Here is a 26,188-nt window from a genome sequence, read left to right on the forward strand (position 1 = left end):
GGCAGGCTGGCGGCGGGCACGCCGCTGCGTCTGGATATTCCGGTGGTCTGCGTCGGCAACATCAACGCCGGGGGCACGGGCAAGACGCCAACGGTCATGGCTGTCGTCGAACACCTGCGCGACAGGTATCATACGCCCCATGTGGTGTCGCGCGGTTACGGCGGCACGCTGAAGGGGCCGGTGCAGGTTGATCCGTCGCGCCACAGTGCCGCGCAGGTGGGGGATGAACCGCTGCTGCTGGCCGCTTTTGCCGATGTCTGGGTTGCGCAGGATCGCGCAGCGGGGGCGCAGGCCGCGGCGGAAGCGGGGGCATCGGTGATTGTGATGGACGACGGCTTCCAGAACCCCGCGCTGCATCAGGACCTATCGATTGTGGTGGTGGATGCGGCCAAGGGGTTCGGCAACGGGCTGTGCCTGCCTGCGGGCCCCTTGCGCGAACCCGTTGCTACGGGTCTGGCGCGGGCGGATATCGTGCTGTCCATCGGTGGCGCAGCAGATCAGGCGCAGTTTGACGCGACCGCCTTGCCCGGCGGGCTGCCGCATGTGCGCGCCGAACTCGCCCCCCTGCAAACGGGGATGGATTGGTCCGACACCCGCGCGCTGGCATTTGCAGGGATCGGCCACCCCGAGAAGTTTTTTGCCACCCTGCGCGATCTGGGGGCAGAGATTGTCCACGCCGAAGCGCTGGAGGATCACCAGCCGCTGAACCCTGCGCTGATGGGACGGCTAGAGGCGGATGCCGCCCTGCGCGGCGCCCAGCTGGTCACAACGGAAAAAGACGCGGTGCGTCTGCCCGCGTCTTTCAGAATGAAGGTGATAACCCTGCCTGTGCGACTGAAATTCGATCCTGAAAACGCGCTGTTTGCCGCGCTGGATCAACTGCCGAAACCGGCATAACCGCCAGAGCTTCTAGCGAAGCTCCGGCAGCGTGTCGGGGCGAAGCTAGTCGTCCTGCCCCAGCTTTGGCGCGGCGCGATGCAAAGCCAGTTCAGCGCCCGAGAATTTGAACGGCGACCGGATGCCCGGCACCCCGTCCAGTTCGACCTTCATGCCGCGCGCGATGACTTGGGGGTCTTCGAACATATCGGCCATGTCGTTGATCGGCCCGGCTGGCACGCCCTCTGCCTCGCAGGCGGCGAGCAGGTCGTCGCGGGTGCGTTGGCTGGTAGCCCCGTTCAGACGGCGGATCATCTCGGGCCGGTTGGCGACGCGGTCGGCGTTCTTGGCATAGTCTGCCGAGGTTGCCATATCATCCAGCCCCAGCATCCGGCACAGCCGTTGGAACTGCCCGTCATTGCCCGTGGCGATGATCAGATGCCCGTCAGAGGATGTGAACACCTCGTAGGGGGTGAGGTTCGGGTGTGCGTTGCCCATCCGCGTTGGCGCATTGCCCGTGGTCAGATAGTTCATCGCCTGATTGCCCGTCACCGCAACAGCGCAATCCAGCAGTGCCATATCAATATGCTGGCCCACGCCGGTCTGGCTGCGCTGGTGTACCGCTGCCAGAATGGCCGTGGTGGCATAGACGCCGGTAAAGATATCGGTGATCGCCATGCCGTGTTTCTGCGGCTGACGGTCGGGTTCACCGGTGATCGACATCAGGCCGGACATGCCTTGGATGATGAAATCATAGCCCGCGCGATGCGCATAGGGGCCGTCCTGCCCGAAACCGGTGATAGAACAATAGATCAGCTTGGGGAACTGCTTGGACAGGCTGGCGTAATCCATCCCGTATTTGGCAAGCCCGCCGGTTTTGAAATTCTCGATCAGGATGTCGGCATCGGCCAAAAGCTCTTTCATCTTGGCCTGACCTTCATCGGTGGTCAGATCGACAACAACCGAGGCTTTGCCCCGGTTGGCCGAATGGAAATACGACGCGGATTTATCTTCCCCGCGCTCAATGAACGGAGGCCCCCACTGGCGGGTGTCGTCGCCCGCCGGGCTTTCGACCTTGATCACCTCGCAGCCGAGATCCGAAAGCGTCTGACCGGCCCAAGGGCCTGCCAGAATACGTGCCAGCTCAATAACCTTGAGCCCTGCCAGCGGGGCCGCCATTATTCTTCCAGCGCTGCGTCGATGATCTCTTTCATCTCGGCATAGGGCATGTTGGAGTATTTCTTGCCGTTGATGATGAAGCTTGGCGTGCTGTTGATGTCATCCGCCTTCTGGTTTTCTTCCCACCATGCGACCAGCGACTGTGCTTTTTCACCGTCTTGCAGGCAGGCGTCCAGTTCAGCGTTGTCGAGCCCGGCCAGACGGCCGATTTTGCGCAGCTCTTCGACGATCGCGGCAGGCTCTCCGGCGCGGACCCATTCGGACTGACCGGCATAGATCATGTCGGTAATGCCAAAGAACTTGTCCTCGCCACCGCAGCGCGACACCATCGACGCCCAAAGGCCGTAGCGGTCAAAATAGACCTCGCGGTAGGTGAAGCCGATCTTGTCGTTGTCGATGTAATCCGCCTTGAGCTGCTGGAACGGGCCTTGGTCAAAGGCGGCGCAGTGCGGGCAGGTGTAGGATGCGTATTCGATGATCTGGACCGCTGAATCGGGGTTGCCCAATGTCATGTCCTGAATTTCGGTGGTTGCAGCAGGCGCATCGGCCTCTGCCGTGTCGGCGGACTGCGCGTTGGCCGCGCTGACCAGCGGGTTGATCGGTGTGCTGTTCACGGCATTTGTACCGCTGAAAGCGTACCAGCCACCTGCGGCAGCTACGGCAACAGCCGCAAGGATGGGGAATGTCGGTTTCATGTGATTTCCTTTTTCAGCGTTTGGTCTTGTTCAATATGTTCTCGCCCAGACGTGCAAGTGCATCGCGCAGGGCCTCGTTCGCGACAGGGCTGACGGTTTCGGCAGCACGTTGTTGCAAGACGGGGTCGTTCGGCGGTTCGGGATGGGTCTTGGGTTGCGGCGCAAAAGCGACCTGGCCTTCGGCAAAGCCGGTGGCAGCCGTCTGGGTCACCCGCACCCGCGCAATCGCGTTGAACCCGTAGATGGCGTTCACCTTGGCGCGCAGCTGTTCCTTCTGCATCTCCAGCATCGGCGCATTTGCCCCTGTTGTCAGCAAGGTCAGCGTTGCCCCCATACCGCCCCGGCCATAGCTGACCTCGACAGGGCGCGAGATGGCCGCGACGTCCTGACCGACGATTTCGGCCCATTGGGTCAACAGACGGGATTGGGCAAAGCCGCGAGTCTCGCTCGCCTGACGGATCTTGGCCGAAAGCAGGCTATCCGTCCTTTTGAACCCTTTTGTACTGGTACGCCGTGGCGCCATGACTATCTTTCCCGAATGACTAGCCACAACATAGCGATCCCGCCTCGTATCACCAGCCATACCCAACCGAAAAGGTTATAAACATTGCGTGACACCGACCCCTCCGGCGACCTCCCGCTGATCCTTCTGGAATGGTACGATGTCCATGCGCGCGCGATGCCTTGGCGCGTGCCGCCAGCGGCGCGGGCGGCGGGCGTGCGCCCCGATCCCTACCGCATCTGGCTAAGCGAGGTGATGCTGCAACAAACCACCGTCGCAACCGTGCGCGACTATTTCCAACGGTTCACCGCGCGCTGGCCGACGGTCGCTGATCTGGCAGCGGCTGCGGATGCGGATGTGATGGGAGAATGGGCCGGACTGGGCTATTACGCCCGTGCCCGCAATCTGCTGAAATGCGCCAGCGCTGTGGTGGCCGATCATGACGGCCACTTCCCCGCCGACCACGCGGCCTTGCTGAAGCTGCCGGGGATTGGCCCCTATACCGCTGCGGCCGTATCCTCTATCGCGTTTGATCTGCCGTTCACGGTGCTGGATGGCAATGTCGAACGGGTGATGGCGCGGCTCTATGACATCCACACCCCACTGCCCGCCGCCAAGCCCGACCTCATGGCACGTGCTCAGGCGCTGACCCCAACCACCCGCCCCGGAGATTACGCCCAAGCGGTGATGGATCTGGGGGCCACGATCTGCACCCCCAAATCCCCGGCCTGCGGCATTTGTCCTTGGCGCGATCCCTGCCTTGCCCGCCGCAATGGCACGGCGGCCGAACTGCCCAAGAAGACCCCGAAGAAGCCGAAGCCGATCCGGCATGGCACGGTCTATCTGGGGCAGCGCGCGGATGGTGCCTGGCTGCTTGAGACGCGCCCCGACAAAGGGTTGCTGGGCGGTATGCTCGGTTGGCCCGGCACGGACTGGATCGAGGCAGACGGCCCGCGCCCCGCAGGCACACCGCCTGCCCCCGCCGACTGGCAGCCCCTTGCAGGGGAGGTGCGGCACACGTTCACGCATTTTCACCTGATGCTGACCGTCATGCACGCGCCCCTACCGAATGACACGGAGCCAGCACGCGGGCACTTTGTCGTGCGGGATGATTTCCGCCCGTCGGACCTGCCCACGGTGATGCGCAAAGCCTATGACTTGCTACGTTAGCGGCGGCGCGGCATAGTTTGTCGCAGCCAAAGCTGTGCCCGACCCCTTGGGCCAGATAACCCGAAAAGGCCGTGCAGCATGACCTCGCCCACCACAAACATAAGCACCGACCAGCTGTCGCAGTTCCGGCGTGCGCTGCCTTTTGCCCTATCCTTTGCGCTGATCCCGCTGGTCTGGGTCTCAGCCACCGTCGGCGGCTGGACCGTGATCCTGATGCCGCTGGTCACATGGTATCTGTTTTCGATCATCGACGCGATCGTGGGGCTGAACCTTGATAATGCCGATCCGGACGCATCAGACGGCGACCTGTTCTGGTATCGCATGATCACGACCGCGTGGATGCCGGTGCAGTTTCTCACGCTCTTCGGGTTGCTATGGTACGTGCCACAGGCCGCGCATCTGTCCGGCTGGGAGAAAGCCGCCGTCTTCTTCGGCGTCGGCGTCATGACGGGCACCATCGGGATCAACTACGCCCACGAGTTGATGCACCAACGCAATAGGCGCGAACGCTTCTGGGCCGATGCACTGCTGGCGATGGTGCTGTATTCGCACTTCCGGTCTGAACATCTGCTGGTGCACCACCGCTATGTCGCCACCCCGCGCGATCCGGTGACCGCACGCTATAACGAAGGGTTCCACCGCTTTTACCCGCGCGTCCTGCGGCAATCGCTGGTGTCCAGCTTTCAGGCCGAAAAAGCGATGCTAGCACGCAAGGGCAAACCCTGGACCGACCTGAGCAACCCGTTTTTCAAATATGGGGCGCTGCAAGCAGGCTGCCTGATCCTCGCCGTGGTCCTTGGCGGTTGGGTCGGTCTGGGACTGTTCCTGCTGCAAGCGGGCGTGGCGATCTGGCAGCTTGAGCTGGTGAATTACATAGAACACTACGGTCTGACGCGCAAACATCTGGGTGACGGCAAATACGAACACGTCCAGCCGCGTCATTCGTGGAACGCGGCGCATATGGCGTCCAACTGGCTGCTGATCAATCTGCAACGCCATTCCGACCACCACTACAAACCCGACCGGCGGTTTCCCGTGCTGCAAACCTATGGCGACGCAGAAGCGCCGCAGCTGCCCTATGGCTACCCCGTCATGACAATGGCCGCGATGATGCCCTGGGTCTGGCGGCGTGTGATGAACCCGCGGGTGCGGGAATGGCGCCGGACCTACTACCCCGAGATCACAGACTGGGCCGAGTATAACGCAGGCAAGACCCCCTATCCCCGCTGAACATCGCCGCCCCCCAGACCGCCTGAAACGAAAAAGACCCCGCCAATGAAAGGCGGGGCCAAGGTGAGTGTCCTTATGGGCACGCCTTCTCATGAGGCGGCAAGGACACCGGCGGTGTTCGTAAATAGGGTGTGAAAGTGGGGAGAGGCCTAGTTGGCCATCTCCGCCCGGATCTGCTGGCGCAAGATATCGATCGGCACGCGTTTGCCGTCTTTCTTGTAGCACCAATATGTCCAACCATTGCAGCTTGGCGCTTTCTCGTACGCCGCACCGACTTGGTGGATCGATCCTTTGACCTCGTTCCCGACAAGCGTGCCATCGGCACGAACCTTGGCGGAATACCGGCCGTTCAGGGAATAAAGCTCTTCGCCCGGGCGCAGCATGCCACGTTCAACCAGCTGGCCAAACGGCACGCGCGGCTCGGCGCGTTTCGAGGTGGTGGTCTGCAACGCTTCCTTATCGAACTTGCGCACGGATTTGATCCGCTTTTCGGCAACCTTGCGATACGCCTCTTCCCGTTCGATCCCGATAAAGTCGCGGCCCAGCATCTTGGCAACGGCACCTGTGGTGCCTGTGCCAAAGAACGGATCAAGCACGACATCACCGGGGTTGGTCGACCCCACAAGGATACGGTGCAACAGGCTTTCGGGCTTTTGCGTCGGATGCGCTTTATCGCCCATCTCGTCTTTCAAACGTTCGTGACCGGTGCAGATCGGCAGCACCCAATCACTACGCATCTGGATACCTTCGTTCAGCGCTTTCAACGCTTCGTAGTTGAAGGTGTATTTGGAATTCTCGTCCTTGCCGGCCCAGATCATGGTTTCATGCGCATTGGTAAAGCGCTTGCCGCGAAAGTTCGGCATCGGGTTCGACTTGCGCCACACCACGTCGTTCAAGATCCAGAAACCCGCATCCTGCAAGGCGGCACCAACGCGGAAAATATTGTGATAGCTGCCAATGACCCAGATCGCGCCATTGGGTTTCAACAGACGCCGCGCGGCTTTCAGCCATTCGCGGGTAAACTTGTCATAGACGGCAAAGCTGGAAAACTGGTCCCACGCATCATCGACCGCATCCACCTTTGAATTGTCGGGACGATGCAAGTCGCCACGCAACTGCAGGTTATAGGGGGGATCTGCAAAGATAAGGTCCACCGACTCTGCCGGAAGCGCATTCATCGCTTCGATACAGTCGCCAGAAATGATCGTGTTTAAAGGGAGTGCTGCCGCACCCTTGGTCATCGTCTTCATAATAGCTGCCTCTTGCCCGGCACATTGTGTGCTCTTGGTTATCCACAAGATGCCCCGACAGACGATTCCTGGTCAATTTCTTTTTTGAATCAAGTGGTTAGTTATTTATCTTGATACAACATGTTGTGTACGGGTTTGAACAAACGTCTATGGTGTGGGGTCACACCAATTTTTTGCAACGCCTCCATGTGCTTTTTCGACCCGTATCCCATGTTGGTTTCCCAGCCATATCCGGGGTGCTGTTGCGCCAAGGACAACATGACACAATCTCGACATATTTTAGCCGCAATTGAGGCCGCGGAAATCGACTGCGACCGAGCGTCTCCCTTGATCACGGTTTTGGCAGGCAAGGTCAGATCGCGCGGGATCATATTGCCGTCGATCAACGCATAATCGGCGGGGGACTTCAGCCCCTCCAGTGCGCGCAGCATGGCAAGGTGGCTCGCCCTCAGGATGTTGAGCTCTTCAATCTCTTCGACCGAGGCATGGGCAACGCTGACATCCGCAACCTGCAAAAGCTCTTCATACAGGCGTTCTCGCGCAGGTTTGGTCAGCTTTTTTGAATCGTTCAATCCCTCGGGAATGCGATCCGGGTCCAGCACCACGGCAGCAGCAGTGACCGGCCCCGCCAAGGGCCCGCGCCCCACCTCGTCCACGCCGGCGACTCGCTCAAAGCCGCGCGCATGGGCGGACCGTTCAAATTCAAAATCTGGTTTCATGACCCGTGAAAACCCCAACCCGCGCCAAAGCTCAAGCCCCGCCCAAGCGAATTGTGACCTTGCGAAGACCGCGATGTCACAATCGCTAAAGATATCCACAGCACATAAGAAAGGGAGGGATGCCCGAACATCCCTCCCTTCCCCACCCGAGAGCATCGAAATGCCCCCGGTATTGGCACGCTGAGATTAACCGCGCGCCAAACTGTATCCCGCGCCGCGCAGGCAGCGGGCGTCATATCCATAGCGGGTGCCCCGATGGGTCCGGATCTGCTGCGCGCATTGCTGCGGCAGACGGTTGGCATGACGGAAATTATTCTCAAGACAGCGGCGGCCGAACATCAGCACCTGACCGCGACGCGTGTCGAAGCTCTGGAAACACTGTTTGGGCAGCAGCTTGGCATTGGCATGGGTGTGATGCTGCTTGCGCTTGTAGCCCTTGGGCAGCGGACGCGGCTCTACCCGGTGGCGCGATTGCGGCGCGCGGTAGACGGGCACGCGCTCGGCCCGTTGAGGGCGTGGGGCGCGGTACACAGTGTTTGGCGCATGGCGGTGCTTTGATACTTCCTGCCGGGCACGTTCTTCGTCGCGCTTGTTCTTGTCGTGAATGATCTTGCCGACAATGGCCACGCCCAGAATACCGGCCGCGATTTTCGCCAAATCCCTGTTGCGGTCGCCCGCGGCGGCGGGGGCAGCGGTAAAGGCGGTGATAGCGACGGCTGCGGCTGCAATCGAGGCGATGAATTTATGGTGCAATGTAAAGCGCATTGTCTGATCCTTTCGGTTGGGGGCAACATGGGAAGCACCCCATGCAAAGCCATCAAGAGCGAGGCCGTGGGATCAAACTGGCCGCCCCCCCTCAGACAGGCAATAACACCCCCCTGTTATCGAATAACAAAGCGGTACAGACCCAATGGATATTGAATATCCGCCCGGATAGGCGCAGTCTGATCGTCATGAAACACATCCTCCTTTCCCTGGCTGCTGCGGGGCTTCTGGCCCTCTCCGCCCCCTCTGCCCAAGCGGCGGAATGTTTTGCCGATTACAAGGCAAAGCAGGAAAACCCCTTGCGCCTGCATTATGGTGTGGCGCAGGTATCCGGTGATTGCAGCCGTGCCTCGGCGCAGGCCCAATTGACGGACCGGCTGGCTGCAAATGGCTGGACGTTGCTGACGATCGTCTCTGTCTTTGGCAAGGATGGCCTAAACCAAAGGAAAGCGAGTGCCGGACCAAATTTCCTCCGCTTCTGAGATGCGCCGCACGGGCGGGCGTTTTGTCGGCGGTGGTATCGCGGCCGTCGTGGCGATCATTCTGATCGGCGCAGGGCTGTTGCTATGGGCCCTGCCCGACGCCAATGCCTTTAACGCGCAAGTCGAACGCATCTTTGTCGAGAACGACGACCTGACGACTCAAGCCGAAATCAAACTGCTTGAAATTCTCGCACAATCGGGCACCGCGTTTTCCGAAACCCTGTCGAGCTACCGGATCGTGATCATCGTGCTGCTGGTCTTTGCGACGGCCATGCTGGTCGCGGCGCTGGTGTTCCTGATCATGCTCGTGGGCTTCAACCGCCGCATGGCGCAGATCGAACGGGTGGGGATACAAGTAAACTCGCTCCTGATCAGCCGCGAGGAAAACACCGTCTATCTCAACAACCTCGGCTTCAAACTGACCGCCGCCGCGATGGAAACGATGTCGGTCCTTGCCGAAGCGCGCATGGATGACGACGTGCTCTCAGGCTCCGAGATCGAGGGCATGATCTCGGGCCGGACCGCCGCTGACTGCGACGAAGCAGCAGGGGCCACGCGCATCAAACGTCTGCGCGATACATTGGGCAACCAGATCGTGTCGGAACTGCTGGTCAAGAATATCGCGCGGCGCGGCTATATGCTGGCCATCGACAAAGACGTGATCAAGGTCATCTGACCGCTTCATTTTGCCCTGAAAACTCCGGGGGAGTCGCGCCTGCGCGACGGGGGCAGCGCCCCCTCTGCCCGACCTCGTGCTATTAACGAGGGTATCCCCGCCTTGTCGATCCGCGCTTTATCAGCTCCACGCCGAGCCGGATATGCGGCGTTTGGATGGCCGCGCGGTCAGCGATTGCGTCCCGAAGCAGGGTCATTGCCCCTGCGCCGACCTCATAGCGCGGCGTCGCGACAGAGGTAATGCCCGGGTTCAGGTGCCGCGACATTTCAAGGTCGTTGAAGCCGCAGATACCCAGATCGTTGGGGACGTTGATGCGACGGCGTTCGGCCTCGAACAGCGCGCCGGCGGCGAGGTCGTCATTATTGCAGAACACAGCATCGGTGTCTGGCGCTTGCGCAAGAAGATCGCTCAGCAGTTGCCCGCCCATACCCACCGAGGACGGGTGGGTCGTCGTGATCACGCGGGTTGGATCATACACGCCGCGCGCCTGCGCTTCGGCTGTGAAACCCGCAAGCCGCGCCTGCGAGCGCGGGTCCATTCGCGCGCCCAGAAATCCGGGCTTTTTGTACCCCGCATCGATCAAGTGCCGCGTGCCTTCGACCGCACCATCGTAGTGCGAGAACCCGATCATGAGATCAATCGGAGAGTCCGACACGTCCATAATCTGCACAACGGGACAGGGGGCGGACTTGAGCAGGGTCCGTGCTGCGTCGGTTTGGTCGATCCCTGCCACAATCAGCCCCGCAGGGCGCTGACGCAGGAAGGTACGCAAAAGGTTTTCTTCCTTGCTGGGGCTATAGCGGAAATTACCGATTTGCACCGATAGGCCCGACCCGTCGATCACATCGTAAACACCGCGCAAGACGTCAGAAAACACCGCGTTGGTCAGCGATGGGACCAGCAGACCCACCACATTTGTCCGCTCGGACGCAAGCGCCGAAGCGGCTTGATCCGGTACATACCCAAGCAGTTCGATCGCAGCCTGAACCTTCTTTCGCACACCAGCCGAGACCATGTCGGGGGCACGAATCGTCCGCGATACCGTGATAGCGCTGACACCGGCTTCTGCCGCGACTTCATTCAACGTAACCCGCTTGTATTTAGTGTTCTTTTCCATGTGATGAAACCTATCACGTGCGCAGGTCCTTGTGAATAGTTGACAGATGACAGCGCTGTCATTAGCGTCCGCCCATCGTCACCGTTTACGGTCACGACTTTTTAGGGAGGATAAACACATGCGCTTTACCGCTAGGCTTCTGGCCGCAACCGCACTTGTCAGCGCCGGGCTGGCCGGTGCCGCTGCTGCACAAGATTTTTCGCTCAAGTTCCAGTCATCTGATCCGGCAGGCAACGCCAACTTCTTGCTTCAGCAAGAATGGGCCAAAGACGTCGCCGCCAAAACCGACGGCCGCGTCGAGGTCGATCTGCTGCCCGTTGAAACAATCGTCGCCCATACTGAATCTCAGGATGCCGTGGCGGCTGGCATTATTGATGGCCACGTCACCGATACCTCTTATTTCGCAGGGAAAGAGCCGGCGTTTGGTCTGATTGCCAATCCGGTCGGGGCATGGTCAGACCCGCAGCAGATGTTCGACTTTATGGAGAACGGCGGCGGCAATGAGCTGATGAACGAAATGCTTGAACCCTACGGTTTGCATTTCATCGGCGCGACGACCCCCGGCCTCGAGGCGTTTTTGTCGAAGGTGCCGCTGGACGGTGTGGACGATCTGAAGGGGCTGAAAATGCGCGCCCCCGAAGGCATGGTGCAGAAAGTCTTTGCCGCGGCGGGCGCGTCTCCGGTCAACCTGCCTGGCTCCGAGGTGTTCACCTCGCTTGACAAGGGCGTGATCGACGCGGCGGATTATACCGTCTTCTCGACCAACCACGCGCAGGGCATGCATGACGTGGCGAACCATCCGGTATATCCCGGCTTCCACTCCATGCCGCTGGTCGAGGTGTCGATCAACAAAGGTGTATGGGATTCGATGCCCGAGGATATCCAAAGCGCCTTGGTGGAGTCCGTAAAAGACTTCCGGCAGCTCCAGGTGTCGACCTTGGCCGAACGTGACATGGCCGCGGTGAAAGAAGCCGAAGCCAACACCGATATCACCGTGCACAATTGGTCCGATGAAGAGCGTGCGAAATTCCGCGCCTTCGCCAAGACCGAATGGGAGAAGGCGGCCGAAGCATCCGACGCATCGCGCAAGGTCTATGACACGCTGACCGCCTATCTCGAAGAAAACGGGCTGCTGAAATAAGCGCCGAAGCACCAGCACCCTTCCGGACAGACCGGAGGGGTGAACGCTCGGGAGGGGCACATGCAAGACAGGACAGATCCCAACGTCGCGGCCAGCGCACCAGTGGATATTGACGCACCCAAGGGGGCGATCCCGGAGGCCGGGCTGCTAGGGCGCGGCATCGACCGGATCGGCATCCTTTTTGCCTTTGCGATCCTCGCCTCTGCCGCGATCCTCGGGATCGAGGTGGTCTTGCGCTATGTCTTTGACGCCCCCACGATCTGGGCGCATGAGACGGTGATCTTTCTAAACGCCACCGCCTTTGTTTACGGTGGGCTCTATGTGGTATCGCGGGATGCGCATATCCGTGTGGTCCTGATCTATGACTACCTGTCAGCCCCGTGGCGGCGCATTTTCAATGTGGTGATTTCGCTGGTCTGCCTCGTGGCGACGGCCTTCTTCGGCTGGGCCGCATGGCAAAGCCTTGTGCGTGCGGTCTGGACGCCAACCGGTGCGATCCGGCTGGAAAGCAGCGGCAGCGCATGGGATCCGCCCACGCCGGGGATGCTTAAAATCTTTCTCTTTACAATTCTCGTGGTCATGGCCGTGCAGTTCGCTGTGCTTGCTTGGAACTACATGACAAAACAGGACCGGTGATGGACCTTCTCACAGCGCTGTTCGACTTTAAGGCCATGGGGATCGAAGTGGCGACAGGGGCGATGTTCGTCACCTTGTTCCTGCTGCTGATCACCGGCATGCCACTGGCTTTCGTGACCCTGCTCGTGGCGCTGATCTTTGCGCTTGGCTGGTTCGGGCCAATGGCCGTGCCGTTGATCACCAGCCGCATCTTCAGCTTCGTCAATTCCTTCGTCTTCGTGTCCGTACCGATGTTCGTATTGATGGCCGCGATCCTTGATCGGTCGGGCATTGCACGCGATCTGTTCGACGCCATGCGCGTGGTCGGTGGCCGTCTGCGGGGCGGCATCGCGATCCAGACTTTGCTGGTCGCCGTGGTACTGGCCGCCATGTCCGGCATCATCGGGGGCGAGGTGGTGCTACTGGGTCTGCTGGCGCTACCCCAGATGTTGCGGCTTGGCTATGACCGGCGTCTCGCCATCGGCGTCTGCTGCGCGGGCGGGGCCTTGGGGACAATGGTGCCCCCGTCCATCGTGTTGATCATCTATGGTCTGACGGCGTCCGTCTCTATCGGGGATCTGTTCACCGCGTCCTTCCTGCCCGGTCTGATGCTGGCAAGCTTCTATATCATCTACGTGCTGGTGCGGGCCTATATGAACCCCGACATCGCCCCGATCCCGGAACCGGACGAGACCTCGACAGCCGAGAAGATGCGTCTGCTCAAAGGGTTGATCTTGCCAATCATGGTGGTGATCTTTGTGCTGGGGTCGATCTATGGCGGCATTGCCTCGGTCACCGAAGCCTCTGCCATCGGGGTGATCGGCGTGACCCTGTCCACGATGATCCGCGGCGAATTCACCACAGAGCTGATGGTGGGCGCGGCCAAGCGGACCCTCGCGACCGTCGGGATGATCGTCTGGATCGGGATCGGTGCCTCGGCACTGGTCGGGGTCTTTAACCTGATGGGCGGCATCACCTTTGTCTCTAACCTGATCACCGGCGTGTCCGACAATCCAACCGTGATTGTCTTGTTCATGATGGCGATCCTCTTTGTCCTTGGGATGTTTCTGGACTGGGTAGGGATTGCGCTGCTGACCATGCCGATCTTTGTCCCGATCATTCGCGATCTTGGTCTTGATCCTGTGTGGTTCGGTGTGGTCTTCGCCATGAACATGCAGGTCAGCTTCCTGTCGCCGCCCTTTGGTCCCGCCGCCTTCTATCTCAAGTCGGTGACACCACCCGATATCTCTTTGGGAGAGATCTTTCGCTCTCTCCTGCCCTTCATTGCCCTTCAAATCCTCGCGCTCGCTATTCTCATTGCCTTCCCCGGCGTGACCGGCCGCTGAAAGACGAATTATGACCGACACCAAATCTCTGCGCTCCCGTAAGTGGTTCGACAATCTCGACGATCCGGAGATGACCGCGCTCTATATTGAACGCTACCTGAACTACGGGCTCACGCTTGAAGAACTGCGGTCAGGCAAGCCGGTGATCGGGATCGCGCAGACCGGCAGCGACCTGAGCCCTTGCAACCGCCACCATATCGAGCTGGCCAAACGGACCCGCGACGGGATCATCGCCGCCGGAGGCATCCCGATGGAAATTCCGGTGCATCCTATCCAGGAAACCGGTAAGCGTCCGACCGCGATGCTGGACCGTAACCTCGCCTATCTTAGCCTCGTCGAAAGCCTGTATGGCTATCCGATCGACGGCGTCGTGCTGACCATTGGCTGTGACAAAACCACGCCGGCGCTGCTGATGGCAGCGGCGACGGTGGGCATGCCCGCCCTGGCCTTCTCTGTCGGACCGATGCTGAACGGCTGGCACCGGGGCGAACGCGCAGGATCGGGATCGGTGATCTGGCAAGCGCGGCAAGAACTGGCGGCCGGCACAATCGACGCCGAAGAATTCCTCGAGATCGCGGCCTCTTCCGCCCCCTCGGTCGGGTTCTGCAACACGATGGGCACCGCGTCGACGATGAACTCCCTGTCAGAGGCTTTGGGCATGCAGCTGCCCGGCGTTGCCTCTATCCCCGCACCTTACCGCGAACGCGGGCAAGCAGCCTATCATACGGGAAAACGGATCGTTGATATGGTCCATGCAGACCTGCGCCCGGCCCAGATCATGACGCGCGAAGCCTTCGAGAATGCCATTGTCGTCAACTCCGCGCTTGGCGGTTCAACAAATGCGCCGATCCACCTCAATGCCATCGCCGCGCATCTTGGCATCGCGCTGAGCAACGGAGATTGGGAAGAATTCGGCCACGCCGTGCCACTCCTCGTCAATATGCAGCCGGTCGGCACCTATCTGGGCGAAGACTTCCACCGCGCGGGGGGCACAGCCGCTGTGATCGGTGAATTGTTGCGGGCCGGGCTTTTGCCACATCCCGATGCGCTGACTGTGACCGGTCAAACGATCGCCGAACTCTACACCGACACGCCGATCCTTGATGAGGATGTGATCCGCCGCGCGGCGTCACCGTTGAAACCCAATGCGGGTTTCCTGAACATGCGCGGCAACCTGTTCGACAGCGCCTTGATGAAAACCTCTGCCATCGACGCGGGCTTTCGGGCGCGCTATTTCTCGAACGCACAAGAGGCTTTTGAAGGCCGTGTCACGGTATTCGACGGGCCAGAAGACTTTCACGCCCGCATCGATGACCCCGCGTTGGGGCTGACCGACGACAGTGTTCTGGTGATGCGTGGCGCAGGGCCCAAGGGCTATCCCGGCGGGGCCGAGGTGGTGAACATGCGCCCGCCAAGCTATCTGATCAAACAGGGCGTCCGCGCACTGCCATGTATCGGCGACGGGCGGCAGTCGGGCACCTCTGGCTCGGCGTCGATCCTTAACGCGTCGCCCGAAGCTGCGGATGGTGGCGGGCTTGCGCTGTTGCAAGACGGCGATCCCATCCGCATCGACCTGAAACAGCGCCGCGTTGATGTGCTGCTGGACGAAACCGAGCTTGCCGCGCGCCGCGCGGCCCTTGACGCTGCGGGGGGCTATGCGCAGCCGGAAAGCCAATCCCCCTGGCAAGAGATCTTCCGCGAGAAAGTACGCCCCTTCTCCGAAGGTATGGTCTTTGAAGGTGCTACCGAATACCGCGACATCACCAGCCGCGGCCTGCCGCGCAACAACCACTGACCCATGCGCGACTTGGATATTATCTGCATCGGCGAACCGCTGGTCGAGTTCAACCAGATCGACGGGACGCAGTGGCATCAGGGGTTCGGTGGTGACGTGTCAAACGTCGCCATTGGCGCTGCCCGCCTCGGCGCGCGCAGCGCCATCGCAACGCGCTTGGGCGACGACGGTTTCGGGCAAGAGCTTCGCAATCTTTGGAGCCGCGAGGGCGTCGACGCGTCCTGCGTTGCGACGGACGCATCAGCCCCGACGGGGCTCTACTTCGTGCGCCACGGGTCAGATGGGCACCGGTTCGAATATCGTCGCGCAGGATCTGCTGCCAGCAGAATGACCGCAGACAGCTTGCCTGTTGAGGCCATAGAGAGCGCCCGGTTCACCCATCTGTCGGGCATCACTCTGGCGATCAGTGCCAGCGCGCGCGATGCCGGTCTGGAGGCGATGCGTATCGCACGGGCGGCCGGACGGCAGGTGTCTTTCGATCCGAACTTGCGGCTGGCGCTCTGGCCCCTTGAGCAAGCCCGTTCCGTGATTACCCAAGCGCTCGGGCTGGCGGATATCGCGCTGCCGGGTCTGGATGACGCGCGCCAGATTACGGGTCTGGACACCCCCGAAGACATCGTGCGGGCATTTCACAAAATGGGGCCGGACGTAGTTGCCCTGACCCTCGGAGAGGACGGCGCGCTTCTGGGGCACGCCGGGACGATAACGCATATCCCCGGTGTTCGGGTCACAGCCGTCGACGCCACAGGTGCCGGAGACTGTTTCGACGGGGCCTTCCTGACCCACCTGTCAAAAGGTGACACCCCCGAAGCCGCATGCCGCTACGCCGTCGCGGCCTCTGCGCTGTCTGTCCAGGGCTACGGCGCCGTCGCCCCGCTGCCCACTGTTGCCGACATGGCGGCGGGTTAAGCGAACGCCTGCGCGACGGGGGCAGCGCGCCCTCTGGACACTCCGTGATGCTTGACCCTAGGGTACGCCGAAACAGCACCAAGGATCATGCCCATGCCAGCCCCCTTCAACGCGTTCAAACAGGCTTTGAAACAAGGCGATACCGTCTTTGGCTGCTGGTTGGGTCTTGGGGACACCTATAGCGCCGAACTGATGGGGACCGCCGGTTTTGACTGGCTGGTCATTGACGGGGAACACGCGCCGAACGACCTGCGCTCTATCATGGCGCAGCTTCAGGTGCTTGAAGCCTCTGACAGCCATCCCGTCGTGCGCGTCCCCGTGGGGGAGACCTATCTGATCAAACAGATGCTGGATGCGGGGGCGCAGACCCTGCTGGTGCCTATGGTGGATAACGCCGATCAGGCCCGCCAACTGGTGCGCGATGTCACCTATCCGCCTCACGGCGACCGCGGCGTCGGCTATGCGCTGACCCGTGCCGCGCGTTTCTCGCAGATCGCGGATTACGGCACCACGGCGGATGATGAGATCTGCCTGCTGGTGCAGGTCGAAAGCGTGAAGGGCCTTGAGAACCTGAATGCGATCCTCGCGGTCGACGGGATCGACGGCGTGTTCATCGGCCCTGCGGATCTGGCGGCTGATATGGGGTATATGGGCAATGCGCTTCACCCCGATGTACAAGACGCGATCATGACCGCGCTGCACAAGATCCACGCGGCGGGCAAGGCGCCGGGCATCCTGTCGACCCACGACGACATGACCCGCGACGCGCTTGAGGCCGGGGCGCAGTTTGTTGCGGTCGGGGCGGATGTTCTGCTGCTCAGCCACGCGGCGCAAGCGCTTGCGGGAAAATGGCGTGACACACTGACATGACGCGCGGGGTAGCTTTGTTGGGGCTGGGCTATGTGCTCAGCCAGTTTTTCCGTGCCTTTCTCGCCGTGCTCAGCCCGTCACTGCGGGTTGATCTGGGGGCCACGCCCGAAGACCTCGCCTTTGCGTCGGGGCTGTGGTTCTTCTCCTTTGCGGCGATGCAACTGCCTGTGGGATGGGCGCTGGATACAGTCGGGCCGCGGCGCACGGCGGCCAGCTTGCTGCTGGTGGGCGGAGGCGGCGGGGCGGCATTGTTCGCGGTGGCGACGCAGCCGCTGCACATCAATCTGGCGATGGTCCTGATCGGGATCGGCTGTGCGCCGGTGTTGATGGGAGCCTATTATATCTTTGCGCGTGAATTCGCACCAAGCCGCTTTGTCGTGCTCGCCTCTATCATGGTGGGCATCGGCACGCTTGGCAATCTCGTCGCATCCTATCCGATGGCGATTGCGGCGGAAACGATCGGCTGGCGCGCGTCGCTTTGGGGGCTTTGCTCCATCACCACGCTGACGGCGATTGGCATCTGGAGCGTCGTGCGCGACCCCGCCACCCCCGAAGGGGAGCAACGCGGCAGCCTCCTTGGCGTGTTCAAGATCAAGGCGCTGTGGTTCATCTTTCCCATCATGAGCGTCAGCTACGCCCAGGTCGGCGCGTTGCGCGGGCTCTGGATCGGTCCCTATTTCGAGGATGTCTTTGCCGCGAACGCTCACCAGATCGGCTGGGCGACCCTATTGATGGGCATCGCGATGGTGGCAGGCAGCCTCGCCTATGGCCCGCTGGACCGCGTGATCGGCAGCACGAAATGGGTGATTGTAGGGGGCACGGCGCTGAACCTCGCGGCCTTGGTGGCGCTTACGCTTTTCCCCGACAGCGGCATCATTCTTGCCACCGCGCTGATGGCCGCTGTCGGTTTCTTTGGCGCGACCTATGCGGTGATCATTGCCCACGGCCGCAGCTTTATGCCGCCGCAGCTGGTCGGGCGGGGCATGACCCTGTTGAACCTGTGCAGCATTGGGGGCGTTGGCGTGGCGCAGTTCCTTTCGGGGCGCGTCTATGCGGCCAGCCAGCCCGCCGTCACCGCGCAGGCCCCCTATGTGATGATTTTCACCCTGTTTGCCGCGCTCATGGCAGCGGGTCTGTTCGTCTACCTGTTTTCCCGCGATGCAGGCGAATAGGCCGCGCCCCCTTCCCCCGCGGGCCCAAGCGGTATAAGAGGCCCGCACCATCACATTTTAGTATTGGAGTTTTAAGATGGGTTATCGCGTCGTCATCGCGGGTGCCACAGGCAATGTGGGCCGTGAAATGCTGAACATTCTGGCCGAGCGCCACTTCCCTGTAGACGAAATCGTGGCACTTGCCTCGCGCAAGTCTATGGGATCCGAAGTCAGCTTTGGCGACAAGACGCTCAAGACGAAAGACTTGGATACGTTCGACTTCACGGGCTGGGATATGGCGTTGTTCGCCGTCGGTTCGGAAGCGACCAAAAAATACGCGCCCAAGGCCGCCAAGGCCGGTTGCGTGGTCATCGATAACTCGTCGCTGTACCGCTACGATCCCGATATCCCGCTGATCGTGCCAGAGGTGAACGCCGACGCGATCCACGATTATTCCAAGAAAAACATCATCGCGAACCCGAATTGCTCGACCGCGCAGATGGTTGTCGCGCTCAAGCCGCTGCACGACCGCGCCACGATCAAACGTGTTGTCGTGTCGACCTACCAGTCGGTGTCCGGTTCGGGCAAAGACGGCATGGACGAACTGTGGGACCAGACCAAATCGATCTACAACCCCACCGACGACAAGCCCGCGAAGAAATTCACCAAACAGATCGCCTTTAACGTGATCCCGCATATCGACGTCTTCATGGATAGCGGTGACACGAAAGAAGAGTGGAAGATGATGGTAGAGACGAAGAAAATCGTCGATCCCAAAATCAAGGTCACAGCGACCTGTGTCCGCGTTCCGGTCTTCGTGGGCCACGCCGAATCGATCAACATCGAGTTCGAAGAGCATCTGGACGAGAACGAGGCCCGCGACATCCTGCGCGAAGCCCCCGGTATCATGGTGATCGATAAGCGCGAAGACGGTGGCTATGTCACCCCCGTTGAATGTGCGGGCGATTTCGCAACCTTCATCAGCCGCATCCGTCAGGACAGCACGATCGACAACGGTCTGAACCTGTGGTGTGTCAGCGACAACCTGCGCAAGGGTGCCGCATTGAACGCCGTGCAGATCGCGGAACTGCTGGGCCGCGAAGTGTTGAAAAAAGGCTAAGCGCCCCCTGATCTTTATGTCGGGAAAGGCCAGTGCGATGCGCTGGCCTTTTTCATGTCCGGCATGTTCAGATCAACGCTGCCGCGGGCGCTTTGGCCATCAGGCGGCGCTCTGTTCGTCTGACAGCGTGGCAAAGTCGAACCACAGCTCTTGTTGCCGGTATCCGCCCTTGATCAGATGTCCGCGTCGCAGCACCTCGGGAAAGTCATCGGCCCAGTCACGGTAGCGGTCATTGCTCACGACAACCGCCCCCATCTCGCGGGCGGCGGTCAGGATAAAGGGATCGGCCGGCGATCCGCTTGGCACGACCATCACCTGATCCACCGGCAGCTTCAGCATCGCCGCCAGCGCCGCATCATCTTTGTAAGCGTTCGTCAACAGATGCCCTGCGTTGGCATCAAAGACCACGCCTGTCTTGAAGCCAAGGTCTTTCAGGGTCCGCACCACGTCCTGCACGGGCGTGATCAGCGGCGTACCACCCCACCAGTACATGACGTTTGATCCGTCAATCACCACCGCCCCACGGGCACTGCGCCGGGATTGCCCCGCCAGCCAGACCCGCGCCTCGCGCAGGAGCAAGATGGCGCTGGCGATGGCACAAGGCCCCGCCAGCAAAACCAGATCCCCCCAAACCGGCTGGGAGGTCGCGATGACCGTACCAATAATCGACACGGTCAGCAAAAGCGCAGGAACGATCACGCGCAGGTGCCGCCGGAACCGTCCCTGTCAGACCAGCCCATTATACGGGCCGGAACATCTCTTTATCGGCGCTATAGCACTCAAGCCCGCCCTCGCCGATGTTGTGCCACAGGCCATGCAACGTCAGCTCGCCCGCTTTGACCTGCTGCGCCACAAAGGGGAACGTCATCAGGTTCTCAAGAGAGGTCATAACAGCATGTTTCTCAAGCTGGCGTGCCTGCTCTTTCGGGTCTTCGATGTCCGACACCGCATCGTATTTCGGGCGCAGGATATCCATCCACCGACCGACGAAGCTGTCTTTGGCATCCAGCGCTGGCGCGTTGCCTTTGCACATGTCCAGACAGCCCTGCACACCGCCACAGCTGGAGTGACCGAGCACGATAACATGCGCGACTTTCAACGCCTGAACCGCATATTCAACCGCGGCCGACGTCCCGTGCTGCTGCCCGTCAGGCTGGTAAGGTGGCACCAAGTTGGCGATATTACGGTGAATAAAGAATTCACCCTGATCCGCCCCAAAGATCGATGTTACATGCACGCGGCTATCGCAGCACGAAATGATCATCGCACGAGGATGCTGCCCGTCGGTGGCCAAACGGCGGTACCATGCCTCGTTTTCAGCGTAACTGGTTGCTTTCCATCCGTGATACCGTTGAACCAGATAATTCGGGAGCGGTTTCGCGTTATCCATCTCTGTCTCGCCTTTACTAAATTTTAGCCAAAATACTCTGAATTCGCATCGTATTCGAGCGAAAACGCACACGGCCGTAAACGAATTGGACATCAATTGGCCGACATAGTGCAGATGCGCTGTGGGGGCGTAATGATGAGGTGACTCTAATGTATGTATTGCAAATGCGGCCAGTCGAACAAGTCCGCGTAGATCAGGAACGTCTGGGTATCCTGTATGACCAACTGGGTGAATCAGGGGCCGAAGATGTCGTCTGTCGCGCGATGGAGGAATTGGCCCTGCGCATGTCCCACTGCGACCGTCTATATCAGGCATCCAACTGGCTTGAGCTGCGTAAAAACTGCCGATCGCTGATCGCGATTGCCGAACAGGTGGGGCTGCAAAAGCTGGCAAACGTCGCGGGGGATGTGATCTGCGCGATCGACCAGAACAGTCACGTCGCGATCGGGGCGACGCTAACGCGGCTGATCCGCATCGGCGAACGGTCGCTGACCGCAATCTGGGACACGCAGGATGTGACCCTTTGACGGGCTTGCAGCGCCACAGGATACGTCTAGGCTGCGCGCGACTATCACGCACGAAAGGCCCAGCCCTATGTCCGCTCTCTTCGCCGATCCCTCCGCCGCTGCGATCCCGCTGTATCTGATTGCGTCCGATGCCCTGCCTGACTGGCTCGACGGGCAATCCGATGCCACACGCACTTGGGTCGCGGCACAGGGGTTTACCGGCGCGTTGGGGCAGGCGTTGACGCTGCCGAGCGAAGATGGCGCGCTGCGCATGGCTCTGGCGGGCTACGGCACGGCCAGCGCCCGCAAACGGGGGCGCTTCCATCTGGCAGGTGCCGCGGCAAAGCTGCCCAAGGGCGACTATGACCTGCACGCCGACCTGCCCGCGGCAGAGCTCGCGGTGGAGGCTTTGGGGTGGCTGCTCGCGTCCTATCGGTTTGACCGCTATGCCACGCAATCGCCGATGGCCGCCCGCCTTGTTGCGCCCGCTGGGATCGACGCCGATCACATCCGCGCCCTCGCCGAAGGGGAGATGCTGACCCGCGACCTGATCAACACGCCCGCCTCGGATATGGGCCCACCCGATCTGGAAGCCGCAGCACGTAAACTCGCAGATCAACACGGGGCGCGGATCTCTGTCATCACGGGCGACGATCTGTTGGCGCAGAACCTGCCGCTGATCCATACCGTCGGCCGCGCCGCCGACCGCGCGCCCCGGCTGATCGACCTGACCTGGGGCAAAACCGGGAAAAAGCTGACGCTGGTGGGCAAAGGCGTGTGTTTTGACACCGGTGGGCTGAACCTGAAACCCGGCGCGTCGATGGGTCTGATGAAAAAGGATATGGGTGGCGCGGCGGCGGTGCTGGGTCTGGCGCATATGATCATGGCCACGGGGATGGACCTGCAACTGCGCGTGCTGATCCCCGCGGTTGAAAACGCGGTCTCCGGCAATGCTTTCCGCCCCCAAGACATCCTGACCTCGCGCAAGGGCCTCACGGTCGAGATCAACAATACCGACGCCGAAGGCCGGTTGGTGCTGGCCGATGCGCTGGCACTGGCGGACGAGGACAAGCCCGATCAGATTATCTCTATGGCGACGCTGACCGGTGCCGCACGGGTCGCCGTGGGCCCCGATCTGGCACCCTATTTCAGCGACGATCCCGATTTCGTCGCCGCGTTGGAATCCGCTGCCGCCACCCACGCCGACCCCGTCTGGCGTATGCCCTTCCACACGCCCTACGAGCCGCTGATCGAACCCGGTATCGCCGATCTGGATAACGCCCCCTCTGGCGGGTTCGCAGGCTGTATCACCGCCGCACTGTTTCTGCGTCGCTTCGTCACCGACAGCGCCTATGCGCATTTCGACATCTACGGCTGGCAACCAAGCGCCGCCCCTGCCCGCGCCAAAGGCGGCGTTGGTCAGGCCACACGCGCGCTGCATGCCAGCCTCGGGGCGATCTTGTCAAAATGACCGACCGACGCCTGCATCCCGACCCCGAGCGGATCACCGAAAAGACGGCGGCGCAGATCACCCTACCGGTCGTTGATCTGAACCGCAGTCCCGACGGCCCCCGCGACCGGCAAGCGCTTTACGGTGAGGCGCTGACCGTGCTGGATCGCACCGATGGCACCGCCTATGTGCAACTGACCAAGGACAACTACTGCGGTTACATATCCGAAACCGCCATCGGCCCTGCGGTCCCCCCGACTCACGTCGTCACCGCACCCGCCACCCACGCCTATACGCGTGCCGATCTGAAATCACCGGATGTCAGCAGCCTCAGCTTTGGCAGCCGCGTTGTGGTGACGGGAACGGAAGGCCGGTTTGCCCAGACCTCGCTTGGCCATATCCCGACCCAACACCTCGCCCCCCTGCCGCACGCTTTCCCGGACCCCGCCGCCGTCGCGGAGCTGTTTCTCGGCACGCCCTACCTCTGGGGCGGGAACAGCCGCTGGGGGATCGATTGCTCGGGCCTCGTTCAGGCCGCCTTCCTCGCCTGCGGCATTCCCTGCCCCGGTGACAGCGACCAGCAGCAGACCAGCTTTGCCGACACCGTGGCAGGTGCAGGCCCCGTCCCGCGCGACATCCAACGCAATGACCTTCTGTTCTGGAAAGGCCATGTGGCGCTGGTCCTCGACCCCGCCACCATGATCCACGCCAATGCGCATCATATGGCCGTCACCCGCGAACCCATCCAGGACGCGCTGACCCGTATCGCCAAAACCGACGGCCCGCTGACCGGGCACAAACGGCTAAGCCCTTCCAAATGGCCTTAAATCCATCCACCCCCTCGACCGGCGCGGCGGTCTAGGGGTCGACGGCGCGGATCATCTTGCGTTCCAGCACGCGCAGCACGGCAGCCAGATCCTGACCGCGGCGCAGCACCTGCCCATTGGCCCCGATCACCGCGTACATCCCTTGCTTCAACCGCAGCTTGGGGCGTTTCTCGATCCGGTAAAGCGGCATCTCTGCAGTGCGTCTGAAGATTGAAAACACCGCGACCTCGCGCAGCGAAGAGATTCCATAGTCGCGCCATTCCCCCGCCGCGACCATGCGCCCATAAAGCGACAGGATCGGGCCAAGCTCCGTCCGGTGAAAGGAAACCTGTTCGGGCGCGCGTTCATTCTGCGGGTGTGAGGGATGAATATGCACTGTCATGTTTTGACAGTTGCGCCCTTCGCCGCTCAAATCAAGAGAGCCACCGATCAATTCTCTTGAAAGCGTTACATTATCTGTGCAAGCATCCACATTGTGAAACATAAAGGCCCGCTATGACCCCGCAACTCCGCGCCGAAAAATCCGCCGCTGCCATGTGGTCCACCGATACGGCCAGCCAATCTTTGGGGATGCGCATCGACCATATCGCCCCCGGCGCGGCGGAGCTGTCGATGGTGGTCACCGCGGCCATGTTGAACGGCCACGGCATCGCCCACGGCGGGTATATCTTCACCCTCGCCGACAGCGCCTTTGCCTTCGCCTGCAACAGCTACAACCAGCTTGCCGTCGCCCAGCAGAACCAGATTTCCTACCTCGCACCGGGGAAGGCTGGCGAACGGCTGCACGCGGCGGCGCGCGAACAATCCAGAACCGGACGCTCCGGCGTCTATGACGTGACAGTCACGGGGGAGGACGGGCGCACCATCGCCTTGTTCCGTGGCCTGTCACGCACCATCAAAGGCCACCATTTCGAGGAGGAAATGACCCCATGAAAGACCTCACGCCTGCCCGATCATCGCTTGACCCGATCGAGCTTGCCAGCCGCGATGAAATCAGCGCCCTGCAATTAGAGCGGCTGGAAAAATCCCTGCACCACGCCTATACGAATGTGCCTTTCTACCGTCAAAGCTTCGATGCAGCGGGCGTCCACCCCGACGACCTGAACGACCTGAGCGATCTGGCGAAATTCCCCTTCACCGTGAAAACCGACCTGCGCGACAACTACCCCTTCGGCATGTTCGCCGTGCCGCGGGACCAGTTGGCGCGCATTCATGCGTCCTCGGGCACCACCGGCCAGCCGACGGTCGTGGGCTACACCAAGAATGACCTTGCCAATTGGGGCAGCGTCATGGGGCGGTCCTTGCGCGCGGCAGGGCTGAAACCCGGCGACATGCTGCATAACGCCTATGGCTACGGGCTGTTTACCGGAGGGTTGGGGGTGCATCTGGGGGCGGATAGCCTTGGGCTAAGCACCGTACCGATCTCGGGCGGGATGACCCCGCGACAGGTCCGCCTGATCGAGGATTTCAAACCCGACGGCATCACGGTCACACCCTCTTATGCGCTGTCGATCCTGGATGAATACGCGCGCCAGGGCATCGATCCGCGCCAGTCTTCGTTGCAAGTGGGTATCTTCGGGGCCGAACCCTGGACCAATGCCATGCGGCTCGAGATTGAACAGGCGTTTGATATGCACGCTGTCGATATCTATGGTCTGTCCGAGATTATGGGCCCCGGCGTATCCTGCGAATGTGTTGAAACCAAAGACGGTTTGCACATCTGGGAGGATCATTTCTACCCCGAGGTCATCAACCCCGAAACCGGACAGCCCGTGGCCGATGGCGAACAGGGGGAGCTGGTCTTTACCTCGCTCACCAAAGAGGCGTTTCCCATCATCCGCTACCGCACCCGCGATCTGACCCGCCTGCTCGCCGGCACCGCCCGCAGCATGCGCCGGATGGAGAAAGTCACCGGCCGCAGCGACGACATGATCATCCTGCGCGGCGTCAACGTCTTCCCCACCCAGATCGAAGAGGCGCTGATGGCCACCCCCGGTCTCGCCCCGCATTTCCAGATCGAGCTCAGCAAGCCCGACCGCATGGATCAGATGCGGGTGCTGTGCGAATGTGTCGACGCCACCGTCGACGATGCCGCCCGGCAAACAGCGGCACAGCAGCTGGCCGCGCAGATCAAGGAAACCGTGGGCATCAGCGTGATGATCGACGTCGGCGATGTGAACACCATCACCCGTTCCGAAGGCAAAGCAGTACGGATTATCGACAACCGGCCCAAGGGCTAAGCCGCGTAGCGCGCCAGAAACATATCGACCGCGCTGTCTACCACGCGGTCGATCTCTGCCTGAGAAATCCTGTCGATGATACCAAAGGTCAGTCGCAGCCAGACATCCCCCTTGCAAAGCTCTCCGAATTGGTCGGCTGCCAGTAGCGGGTCCTCCATACGCAGCTG

The 26,188-nt window shown here is 61.3% G+C and carries 29 protein-coding genes; 18 read left to right on the top strand and 11 right to left on the bottom strand.

Features of this window, described 5'->3' with window-relative positions:
- Positions 1–897: tetraacyldisaccharide 4'-kinase (gene lpxK, locus B3849_RS05230; protein WP_286779888.1), on the top strand; the 897-nt coding region annotated here is incomplete at its 5' end.
- A gap of 45 nt (positions 898–942) precedes the next feature.
- Here the strand turns inward: lpxK and B3849_RS05235 are convergent.
- The 3 genes from B3849_RS05235 to B3849_RS05245 are packed head-to-tail and all read right to left on the bottom strand — an operon-like array spanning position 943 to position 3,273.
- On the bottom strand, positions 943–2,055 hold the full coding sequence (locus B3849_RS05235) for a CaiB/BaiF CoA transferase family protein (protein WP_005850400.1): 1,113 nt from the start codon (positions 2,053–2,055) through the stop codon (positions 943–945).
- On the bottom strand, positions 2,055–2,750 hold the full coding sequence (locus B3849_RS05240) for a DsbA family protein (RefSeq protein WP_009825529.1): 696 nt from the start codon (positions 2,748–2,750) through the stop codon (positions 2,055–2,057). Before B3849_RS05240 ends, B3849_RS05235 begins: the two co-directional genes overlap by 1 nt.
- 13 nt (positions 2,751–2,763) lie before the next feature.
- Positions 2,764–3,273: a DUF721 domain-containing protein gene (locus B3849_RS05245; protein WP_005850403.1), complete on the bottom strand. Its 510-nt coding sequence runs from the start codon at positions 3,271–3,273 to the stop codon at positions 2,764–2,766.
- A gap of 84 nt (positions 3,274–3,357) precedes the next feature.
- On the opposite strand from B3849_RS05245, the gene B3849_RS05250 reads away from it, so the two are divergent.
- Complete coding sequence (locus tag B3849_RS05250) at positions 3,358–4,422, top strand: A/G-specific adenine glycosylase (protein ID WP_278424926.1); 1,065 nt, start codon at positions 3,358–3,360, stop codon at positions 4,420–4,422.
- 78 nt (positions 4,423–4,500) lie between these two features.
- Positions 4,501–5,652 (top strand): alkane 1-monooxygenase, encoded by a 1,152-nt coding sequence (locus tag B3849_RS05255; protein WP_278424927.1) that lies wholly within the window; start codon positions 4,501–4,503, stop codon positions 5,650–5,652.
- A 149-nt stretch (positions 5,653–5,801) separates the two neighbouring features.
- Here B3849_RS05255 and B3849_RS05260 read toward each other — a convergent pair whose 3' ends face one another.
- The 3 genes from B3849_RS05260 to B3849_RS05270 form a co-directional block, all read right to left on the bottom strand.
- Positions 5,802–6,902 (bottom strand): site-specific DNA-methyltransferase, encoded by a 1,101-nt coding sequence (locus B3849_RS05260; RefSeq protein WP_005850409.1) that lies wholly within the window; start codon positions 6,900–6,902, stop codon positions 5,802–5,804.
- Between the two features lie 101 nt (positions 6,903–7,003).
- Positions 7,004–7,621, bottom strand: coding sequence for a ribonuclease HII (locus tag B3849_RS05265; protein WP_278424928.1), 618 nt, complete (start codon positions 7,619–7,621; stop codon positions 7,004–7,006).
- Between the two features lie 186 nt (positions 7,622–7,807).
- Positions 7,808–8,386 (bottom strand): hypothetical protein, encoded by a 579-nt coding sequence (locus B3849_RS05270; RefSeq protein WP_278424929.1) that lies wholly within the window; start codon positions 8,384–8,386, stop codon positions 7,808–7,810.
- Positions 8,387–8,574: 188 nt separating this feature from the next.
- Here B3849_RS05270 and B3849_RS05275 point away from each other — a divergent pair, with 188 nt between their 5' ends.
- Both B3849_RS05275 and B3849_RS05280 read left to right on the top strand, forming a co-directional pair.
- Positions 8,575–8,868 carry a hypothetical protein gene (locus tag B3849_RS05275; protein ID WP_009825534.1) on the top strand — a complete coding sequence of 98 codons (294 nt, stop codon included), beginning with the start codon at positions 8,575–8,577 and terminating at the stop codon, positions 8,866–8,868.
- 1 nt (position 8,869) lies between these two features.
- Positions 8,870–9,544, top strand: coding sequence for a winged helix-turn-helix domain-containing protein (locus B3849_RS05280; protein WP_037942669.1), 675 nt, complete (start codon positions 8,870–8,872; stop codon positions 9,542–9,544).
- A gap of 82 nt (positions 9,545–9,626) precedes the next feature.
- Here B3849_RS05280 and B3849_RS05285 read toward each other — a convergent pair whose 3' ends face one another.
- Complete coding sequence (locus B3849_RS05285; RefSeq protein WP_278424930.1) at positions 9,627–10,661, bottom strand: LacI family DNA-binding transcriptional regulator; 1,035 nt, start codon at positions 10,659–10,661, stop codon at positions 9,627–9,629.
- A 118-nt stretch (positions 10,662–10,779) separates the two neighbouring features.
- On the opposite strand from B3849_RS05285, the gene B3849_RS05290 reads away from it, so the two are divergent.
- From B3849_RS05290 to B3849_RS05325, 8 genes are all read left to right on the top strand, one after another.
- Complete coding sequence (locus B3849_RS05290; protein ID WP_278424931.1) at positions 10,780–11,802, top strand: TRAP transporter substrate-binding protein; 1,023 nt, start codon at positions 10,780–10,782, stop codon at positions 11,800–11,802.
- 60 nt (positions 11,803–11,862) lie between these two features.
- Positions 11,863–12,438 (top strand): TRAP transporter small permease subunit, encoded by a 576-nt coding sequence (locus B3849_RS05295; protein ID WP_037942663.1) that lies wholly within the window; start codon positions 11,863–11,865, stop codon positions 12,436–12,438.
- Entirely contained in the window at positions 12,438–13,763 is a 1,326-nt protein-coding gene (locus B3849_RS05300) for a TRAP transporter large permease (protein WP_005850423.1), read from the top strand. The genes B3849_RS05295 and B3849_RS05300 overlap by 1 nt, the downstream gene beginning before the upstream one ends.
- Before the next feature lie 10 nt (positions 13,764–13,773).
- Positions 13,774–15,558, top strand: coding sequence for an IlvD/Edd family dehydratase (locus B3849_RS05305; RefSeq protein WP_286779889.1), 1,785 nt, complete (start codon positions 13,774–13,776; stop codon positions 15,556–15,558).
- A 3-nt stretch (positions 15,559–15,561) separates the two neighbouring features.
- Positions 15,562–16,467 (top strand): sugar kinase, encoded by a 906-nt coding sequence (locus tag B3849_RS05310; RefSeq protein ID WP_278424934.1) that lies wholly within the window; start codon positions 15,562–15,564, stop codon positions 16,465–16,467.
- Positions 16,468–16,560: 93 nt separating this feature from the next.
- A complete protein-coding gene (locus tag B3849_RS05315; RefSeq protein ID WP_278424935.1) occupies positions 16,561–17,337 on the top strand; it encodes an HpcH/HpaI aldolase/citrate lyase family protein in 777 nt (258 codons plus the stop codon).
- Positions 17,334–18,509 (top strand): MFS transporter, encoded by a 1,176-nt coding sequence (locus tag B3849_RS05320; protein ID WP_278424936.1) that lies wholly within the window; start codon positions 17,334–17,336, stop codon positions 18,507–18,509. Before B3849_RS05315 ends, B3849_RS05320 begins: the two co-directional genes overlap by 4 nt.
- Positions 18,510–18,585: 76 nt before the next feature.
- A complete protein-coding gene (locus B3849_RS05325; RefSeq protein WP_005850430.1) occupies positions 18,586–19,608 on the top strand; it encodes an aspartate-semialdehyde dehydrogenase in 1,023 nt (340 codons plus the stop codon).
- A gap of 99 nt (positions 19,609–19,707) precedes the next feature.
- Here the strand turns inward: B3849_RS05325 and B3849_RS05330 are convergent, their stop codons facing one another.
- Together B3849_RS05330 and B3849_RS05335 are read right to left on the bottom strand one after the other, a co-directional pair.
- Positions 19,708–20,307, bottom strand: coding sequence for an NYN domain-containing protein (locus tag B3849_RS05330; RefSeq protein WP_037942652.1), 600 nt, complete (start codon positions 20,305–20,307; stop codon positions 19,708–19,710).
- 40 nt (positions 20,308–20,347) lie between these two features.
- Positions 20,348–20,998, bottom strand: a complete 651-nt coding sequence (locus B3849_RS05335) for a carbonic anhydrase (protein WP_278424937.1) — start codon at positions 20,996–20,998, stop codon at positions 20,348–20,350.
- A 149-nt stretch (positions 20,999–21,147) separates the two neighbouring features.
- On the opposite strand from B3849_RS05335, the gene B3849_RS05340 reads away from it, so the two are divergent.
- The 3 genes from B3849_RS05340 to B3849_RS05350 all read left to right on the top strand — a co-directional run bounded on the left by B3849_RS05340 (position 21,148) and on the right by B3849_RS05350 (position 23,781).
- Entirely contained in the window at positions 21,148–21,525 is a 378-nt protein-coding gene (locus tag B3849_RS05340; RefSeq protein ID WP_005850435.1) for a hypothetical protein, read from the top strand.
- 67 nt (positions 21,526–21,592) lie between these two features.
- On the top strand, positions 21,593–22,975 hold the full coding sequence (locus B3849_RS05345; protein WP_278424938.1) for a leucyl aminopeptidase family protein: 1,383 nt from the start codon (positions 21,593–21,595) through the stop codon (positions 22,973–22,975).
- Positions 22,972–23,781: a C40 family peptidase gene (locus B3849_RS05350; protein WP_278424939.1), complete on the top strand. Its 810-nt coding sequence runs from the start codon at positions 22,972–22,974 to the stop codon at positions 23,779–23,781. The genes B3849_RS05345 and B3849_RS05350 overlap by 4 nt, the downstream gene beginning before the upstream one ends.
- A 31-nt stretch (positions 23,782–23,812) precedes the next feature.
- On the opposite strand, the gene B3849_RS05355 is transcribed toward B3849_RS05350, so the two are convergent.
- Complete coding sequence (locus tag B3849_RS05355; RefSeq protein ID WP_037942884.1) at positions 23,813–24,163, bottom strand: DUF2794 domain-containing protein; 351 nt, start codon at positions 24,161–24,163, stop codon at positions 23,813–23,815.
- Positions 24,164–24,276: 113 nt separating this feature from the next.
- On the opposite strand from B3849_RS05355, the gene paaI reads away from it, so the two are divergent.
- Positions 24,277–24,714 carry a hydroxyphenylacetyl-CoA thioesterase PaaI gene (paaI, locus tag B3849_RS05360; protein WP_074636457.1) on the top strand — a complete coding sequence of 146 codons (438 nt, stop codon included), beginning with the start codon at positions 24,277–24,279 and terminating at the stop codon, positions 24,712–24,714.
- A complete protein-coding gene (gene paaK, locus B3849_RS05365) occupies positions 24,711–26,021 on the top strand; it encodes a phenylacetate--CoA ligase PaaK (RefSeq protein WP_278424940.1) in 1,311 nt (436 codons plus the stop codon). The genes paaI and paaK overlap by 4 nt, the downstream gene beginning before the upstream one ends.
- Here the strand turns inward: paaK and B3849_RS05370 are convergent.
- Positions 26,018–26,179: a TetR/AcrR family transcriptional regulator C-terminal domain-containing protein gene (locus B3849_RS05370; RefSeq protein WP_286779902.1), complete on the bottom strand. Its 162-nt coding sequence runs from the start codon at positions 26,177–26,179 to the stop codon at positions 26,018–26,020. The genes paaK and B3849_RS05370 overlap by 4 nt on opposite strands.
- Positions 26,180–26,188 lie beyond the last annotated feature (9 nt).

Origin of the sequence: Sulfitobacter sp. UBA4523 (assembly GCF_002388305.1) — a bacterium.
GTDB classification, from domain to species: Bacteria; Pseudomonadota; Alphaproteobacteria; order Rhodobacterales; family Rhodobacteraceae; genus Sulfitobacter; species Sulfitobacter pontiacus.